This is a genomic window from Megasphaera sp. DJF_B143 (assembly GCF_900320625.1).
Classification (GTDB): Bacteria; Bacillota; Negativicutes; order Veillonellales; family Megasphaeraceae; genus Megasphaera; species Megasphaera hexanoica.
The window spans coordinates 1-6,604 of sequence record NZ_ONTA01000112.1 but is presented as its reverse complement, the minus strand read 5'-3'; the positions used below and the strand labels follow the sequence as shown (position 1 = coordinate 6,604).

The following is a 6,604-nucleotide window of genomic DNA, read 5'->3' as shown; positions in this document are numbered from 1 at the left end:
GTCTCATGATCAGCGGCGGCCTGACAGGACGGCTGGCCGGTCGCATTCCCGACTGGAAGATGCTGCGCTTTGTCCTATTGGTGGCGGCGGTAGGCAGTATGGCACTGCTGACAGGATTCTTCCTGCACTGGTCTGTCTATGCTATTCTGGTCATTCTTTTCTTCACGGTGGCGACACTGGCTTCCTTATCGACTAGCAGCTTTTCTATGGCGATGCAGGCACAGGGAAAAAATGCCGGCAGCGCTGCGGCACTCATCGGCTTTTTCTCCATGATTTCCGGGGCGGTCATGGCTCCTGTCGTAGGAATTGCCGGAAGCTATACGGCGATTCCCATGGGTATCGTCATGGTCATCGGAGAAGGAGGAGCTCTCGTATCGTTTTATCTCTTTATTTATCCAAGCCATAAGAATAGAAGAGATACAAAAGATGTGATACAATAAATGTATCAAGTTGTTTGAGGTGATAACATGAATACAAAAGCAGAAAAATTTAAAGCCTATATCGACAAGGTGGATCCCAAAGCCTTTACCGTGAACGAAATGAAAGACGACGAACGCCATTCCGTTGCTTTCCAATCGGGTATTGAAGTCAAAGGCCAGCGGCTGCCGTTCCTGGTACTCATTGACGACAGTATCTATGTCATGCTGCGCATTTTCGTCGCAACCGGAGTCGTCAATGATGGGAATAAGGCTGCCATTTATGATTTCATCAATCAGGGTAACAAAGAATACAAAGTATTCAAATTCTACATATCGGATAACGGCGATATCGTGCTCGATATCTGTCTGCCTGCTACCGATGATGCCTTTGATCCGCAGCTCGTCGATGCCATGATTCGTCAGGTCGCCTATCCCTATCTGAATGATAACCTGACCAGTATTCTGGAAAAAGTATAACAGTGAAATAGAAAAAGGAATGCCCCATGATAACCTACGTTTTCATGGGGCATTCCCTTTTTAACATCAAACGTCAAACATCAAACATCTTTTATCTCAGCTGCGGAGTGAATCCATATATGCCAGATATTGTTCTTTTGTCATGCGTGGCTTATAGTCTTTCAGGATGTCTTCCAGGCCAGCAGCGTTGTCATAGAGAAGGTCGATGACGGTCATTGCCATTACTTTGGTCGTCTTGATATACGCGGCCTGTTTCTGGAACAGTTCAAATTCGGCACTGTGAAGGGCTCCGTGGACACAGCCTACATGAGGGTGGATACAGGGCATGAGGTTGCAGATATCGCCGACATCGGTACTGCCGGCATTGAACGGCGGGTTCGTATCGACGTGGTCCTTGCCGAAAATAGCGTCGGCGTTGGCTTCGCAGATTTTGCCCAGAGCTTTATCCTGTTCCATGGGAAGGTAACCCGGCATATCCTTGATTTCACAGGTAGCACCGATGGCGTCGGCACCGGCACGAAGGGCGCGGTTGATGCGGTCGTTGTAGAATTTCATGGCGTCGGCCGATGCGGCGCGGACGTAGCTTTCCATGCGTACAAGATCGGGCACGACGTTGACCAGATCGCCGCCGGAGGTGATAATCGGATGGAAGCGGACGTGGTCTTTTTCCTGGAATGTTTCTCTCAGGGCATTGACGCCCATGATGCCCAGCATGCAGGCATTGAGTGCATTGATACCCAGATGAGGCTGTCCGGCTGCGTGCGCTGCCTTGCCGTGGTATTCAATGAGTTTGGTGATGAAACCGCTCATGCCGCCGTTGAGGATGATATTGCCTTCCGGGTCATCCGTCGAGTAGGCATGCATTTCCATGGCGGCATCTATATCATCGAATCCGCCCTGAAGAATGATTTCCTGCTTGCCGCCGAAGAAATGGATTTTCCCTTCATCCATGAGCTTCTTGCGGTATTCGATTTCAATACATTCTTCACTCGGCACGGCAAAGAAGACGACATCGCCACCGAGATAATCCATGGCTCCGGCATCTTTCAGCGCCATGGCGACGCCGAGCATATCGGAAATCTGGATGAAATGACCGCAGCAGTGAGCCGCGCCGGTTACTGGATCGGCTGACGGATGGCGGCGGCAGACGATAGAATCGAGTTCCCCCATGACGGCGACAGTACGCTTGGAGTTTTTGCCCTTCAGCCGGCCTTTGACACCGGTGATGGCCCAGCCTGTCGTATAAGGAATACCCAGTTTATCCATGGCTTCCTGGACTTTGGCTGATGTCTTTGTTTCTTTGTAACCCAGTTCAGGTTCATCGAATACAGACGTTCCGAAAGACATGATATCTTCGGCGCGTTTATCAATGGCATCGCAGACTTTCTGTTTTAATTCTTCTTTGGTCATAGTAAAGCCTCCTTTTTAAACCTAAATGACACCTTCAAGATGGAGCATAATTTCTGCCATGACAGTCGCGCAGATAAATGTGCCCGACGATACCATCAGGGCAACGGGGACGATGCGCCAGGACAGTCTCTTGAATGCGGGGATATCTTTACCGAGGGACAGACCGCCATATGCCAGGATAGGCGTGCAGGCTGCCAGGAAGTTGACATTCTTGGTGATGGTCGTAATCCATTCGGCACCGGGGATGCCCGGAATAGAAATGACGACGGCGACAATGGAGACCCAGAATACATTGGGCAGCTTGTTCAGTACCGGGACATGGGCGATGAGGATGCCGACAAAGCAGATGGCAATGATGATCAGGATACCGAGCCAGTCGTCGAGAGGATTGACTTTGAAACCGACGAAGTTAGCTACGAGGGTGAGGACGCCGGTGATGAAGAGGATGAGCAGGTCATCGCCCAGGGTAGATCCTTTTTTTGCTTCCTGTTCTTCCGTTTCTTCTTTTTTGATGTCTGCTGCGACGGCTTCTTCATTCTGTGCCATCGTTTCTTTTGTCTTGGCATCGGCCTGTTCTTCTTCGGTTACTTCATCTTTCCGTTTCCGGCCTGTAACGAGTTCATATACCTTGATGGTGACTGGCAGGGAAATGAACAGAGAGAAATAAATCCCGATGACCGATGTCATGAGGTTGGCAGCCCCGGCAAAGGCAGTGATTTTCTGTACTTCATCGGGAAATACGGCGACGATGGAACCAACAGAGGCGGCCATCATGCTGGCTGAACCGATGCCGCCGCCCATGGCAAGTGCATAGGGATGGAAGATTCCCGTGCGGGATACGATGCCGGCGAGAATGGAAATCCAGAGAGCCCCAAAGAGAGTTCCGCAGATGTACATACCCATGACGCCACGGCCTTCAGGGGAGAAGATGCCGAATTTTTCGGCGATGATAGCCACATTGGCTTCCCGGTCGATGGAGTAGCAGGCACCGATGGCTTCCCGGCCCATTTTCAATAAAATAGCCGTAGGAAGGCCGAAAATCAATGTGCCGAAGAAATGGCCGAATTCCTGCATGATCAGGGCCAGACCGGAATTCAGGAGCAGATGAAGGTTCGGGCCGATGCCCAGACCGATTTTGGCAATCAGGAAGAGCATGGTGATGCCCATGAGATTGCCTGCACGGGTCATCTGTTTTTCATTCAGGATGTGGAAGGATGGATAGGAAATGATACCGCCCAGTACCAGTGCATAGAGCATTGGCAGGAAGATGACGAGTCCATGTTTCTGGATGCCGATAAATTCTGCCACGATGACGAGCAGCAAGGCAAACACATGGATTTTCCAGTTTTTAATAAGGTCCAATTTAGTGCCTCCTAAAACATAAGATAAAAACATGAAAACATATATATAAATAATAACGGCTGCCTTGTCGCAACCGCCATTATTCTACAATATAATGTACCAGAATGCAATTGTATTTTTACGATAGACAGCATGCATGTCATACATTCCGCGCGGCCAGTGTATCTAACGGTTCATTCGTGCGGATGAATGATGTTTGTGGGTTTTCTTTTAAAAATGCCAGTGCATAGGATATACAGGCCGTTGTGCCGTAGACGAGAGCGTCTTCATCGAGGTCGAATTCCGGTGTATGATGATTGCCACCAGTACCTTTTGACGGGTTAGCAATGCCTGTAAAGGTGAGGACTCCCGGATAGAGCCGGGTGAGGATAGCGAATGTTTCCGATGCCATCCACGGTTCGCACTTTGTCAGTATGTCATTTCCCAGGGAGGCCGTTATGGCTTTTTCTGCCAGGGCCGCGCAGGTTTTGTCGTTGTGGACCTCATATAACGGTTTGGGTACGGGACCGCTGGTCCAGCTGCAATGGTAGCTGGCACAGGTGTGGTCCAGGAGATGATAAAATTCATCATAAAAGGGTTTGCCAGCTTTATCGTAATCAAAATAACGGCAGGTACCGCCAAAGGTCAGCTCCTGGGGGACGACATTCTGCAATTCACCGCTGTGGAGGCTGCCGATAGAGACGGCCAGGCACTGGCGTGGCGGGACAGCGCGCAGGCGCAGTCCCTGTAATTCCTGATTAAAGGCGGAAAAGCAGTCGATGGGACTGTGGCACAGGTCCGGACGGGATCCGTGACCTCCCTGTCCGTGAATGGTAATATCGAAACGGAACCCTCCCGCCATGGGGGCATCGGGACAGATGGCGATTTTACCCGTCGGGATATCCCAGCGCAGATGAGTGGCGTAGCATCCATCGATGTGATAACCGCTCTTTGTTTCCAGCCAGGGAACGATGTATTCCATAGCGTGTGAGTCTTCTTCTCCTTGTTCGAACAGGCAAATGATGGTGCCGGACCAGGTATCTTTACATTCATGCAATATCTTTGCCGCTACCAGCAGCATGGCGATGTGACCATCATGACCGCAGGCATGCATGACACCGGGAATCTGGGAGATACATGTCCTTTTTTGAGAAAGATTCATTGCTCCTTCCTGTACGGGCAGGGCATCAATATCGGCGCGGAGCAGCAAGGTGGGTCCCGGCTGTCCGCTTTCCAGGATGGCGGCGATTCCCCCTTTTTCAATGGACTGGGAGGGAATATGCCAGCCGCTCAGTTTTTCTTTTATATATGCCAGAGTCTTCGTTTCCTGCCAGGAAAGTTCCGGGTATTCATGACAGTGGCGACGGATTTCGACGAGCAGGGGGAATTGCGTTTCTACTAATTTTTTTATATTCAGAGACATGGAATAACCTCCTTGCGGTATAATTTTTCTATATTATAGCATATTTAAACAGTAATACAAGACGGCACATGAGATTTCCTTATAATGGACCTGCAATGCGGTCTGGGATAACCTTGTAATTTTCAGGCATATCATAGTATAATTAAGTGTTCTGATAATATATTACAGAATTATAAGCCGGGAAATGAACTGGAATCCTGCTGTTGTAGGAAATGGGGTGTAGCTGTTGAATCCAATTGTACGGCGCGTTCTGCGTGCTTTTCGTGATGCCGGTTTTGAAGCGTATATCGTAGGCGGGGCTGTGCGGGACCTGTTGATGAAGCGGCAGCCTCATGACTATGATGTGACGACATCGGCGAGGCCGGAGGAAATCCGTGCCATAGCAGAAAAAGAACACTGGCACACCGTAGAAATCAACGGAGAAGCCTTTGGCATCGTCGTCCTGGTCGTCGATGGACTGACTATCGAGACGGCTACATTCCGGGGAGAACGGTATGGAACGGACAGTCACCGGCCAGAAACAGTCTGGTACGCTTCCACGCTTCGTGAAGATGTGATGCGCCGCGATTTTACCGTCAATGCCCTGGCTATGGATGACGAAGACCATATTTATGATTATACAGGTGGTCAGAAAGATATCCGTAAGAAACGTCTGGTTACCGTAGGCGACCCGCGGCGCCGGTTCAGTGAAGATGCCCTGCGCCTGTTCCGGGCCTGCCGGTTTACGGGACAGCTTGATTTCCTGCCGGTAAAAGAGCTGCTGCGTGCTATGCCGGCGGCATACGACCGTGTACGGGGATTGTCGCTGGAACGGGTCGTGTCTGAAATTGACCGGCTCATGGTAACGCCGGCTGCTTATAAAGGTCTTGATGTCCTCGTCCGCAGCGGCCTCGGTCAGTGCAGCTGCCGGCAGAAAGAAAATGGCATCTACCACGAAATCCCCATTCTGCCGGAACTGGCCCATCTGCCGGATACACCACAGTCGCTGCCGTTTCATGCGTTTGATGCCTGGTTCCATACCCTGGCCGTCGTTGCCCATACGCCGGCTGATCCGGTTATCCGCTATGCTGCGCTGTTTCATGATGTGGCGAAGGGACTGCCGGGAATCCGTGGCGTACACAAAGGCCGTCTGACCGATTATGGGCACGATGACAAAGGCGCCGAAATGGCTGCGGATATCCTGACCCGGTGGCATAAGAACCCGGCCTTTGTCCGGCGCATAGCCTGGCTGGTCCGGACGCATATGAAATTCCATTATTTTGCCAATACGGGCGAAGGGGATATCAATAAATGGCTGCGCCGGGAGGCATTATATGGCCCGTTCCGGCGCAGTGAAGAAATGGCAAAAGCCATCCGCCAGGCGACGGCTCTGGCTGTCGGCGATATCTGGGGATGCGGCCATGAACATACCGATACGAGCGGTACCGAATCATTTGGTGCCTTTATGGAAGAACTGGCGCGGGTAATGCCCGTCAGTACGAAAGACCTGCATTACGACCGCCGCCTGCCTGGTGCATGTGGCCGCCGTACGGGG

General features: G+C 51.2%; 5 protein-coding genes and 1 pseudogene. 3 read left to right on the top strand and 3 right to left on the bottom strand.

Annotated elements, in window-relative coordinates:
* Positions 1-440 (top strand): annotated as a pseudogene (locus tag DBO31_RS03260) (MFS transporter); the annotation flags it as partial.
* 27 nt (positions 441-467) lie between these two features.
* Positions 468-896, top strand: coding sequence for a YbjN domain-containing protein (locus DBO31_RS03255; protein WP_075581321.1), 429 nt, complete (start codon positions 468-470; stop codon positions 894-896).
* Between the two features lie 96 nt (positions 897-992).
* On the opposite strand, the gene DBO31_RS03250 is transcribed toward DBO31_RS03255, so the two are convergent.
* From DBO31_RS03250 to DBO31_RS03240, 3 genes are all read right to left on the bottom strand, one after another.
* On the bottom strand, positions 993-2,306 hold the full coding sequence (locus tag DBO31_RS03250) for an amidohydrolase (protein WP_113855626.1): 1,314 nt from the start codon (positions 2,304-2,306) through the stop codon (positions 993-995).
* 21 nt (positions 2,307-2,327) lie between these two features.
* A complete protein-coding gene (locus DBO31_RS09435; protein ID WP_150824432.1) occupies positions 2,328-3,668 on the bottom strand; it encodes a DUF3100 domain-containing protein in 1,341 nt (446 codons plus the stop codon).
* A 139-nt stretch (positions 3,669-3,807) separates the two neighbouring features.
* On the bottom strand, positions 3,808-5,070 hold the full coding sequence (locus DBO31_RS03240) for a M20 family metallopeptidase (RefSeq protein ID WP_150824431.1): 1,263 nt from the start codon (positions 5,068-5,070) through the stop codon (positions 3,808-3,810).
* Positions 5,071-5,296: 226 nt separating this feature from the next.
* Between DBO31_RS03240 and DBO31_RS03235 the strand changes: the two genes are divergently transcribed.
* Positions 5,297-6,604: CCA tRNA nucleotidyltransferase (locus tag DBO31_RS03235; RefSeq protein WP_150824430.1), on the top strand; the 1,308-nt coding region annotated here is incomplete at its 3' end.

Excerpts from the sequence above, each read along its gene's own strand:
- DBO31_RS03255 (WP_075581321.1), top strand. The coding sequence starts at position 468 with ATGAATACAAAAGCAGAAAAATTTAAAGCCTATATCGACAAGGTGGAT.
- DBO31_RS03250 (WP_113855626.1), bottom strand. The coding sequence starts at position 2,306 with ATGACCAAAGAAGAATTAAAACAGAAAGTCTGCGATGCCATTGATAAA.
- DBO31_RS03240 (WP_150824431.1), bottom strand. The coding sequence starts at position 5,070 with ATGTCTCTGAATATAAAAAAATTAGTAGAAACGCAATTCCCCCTGCTC.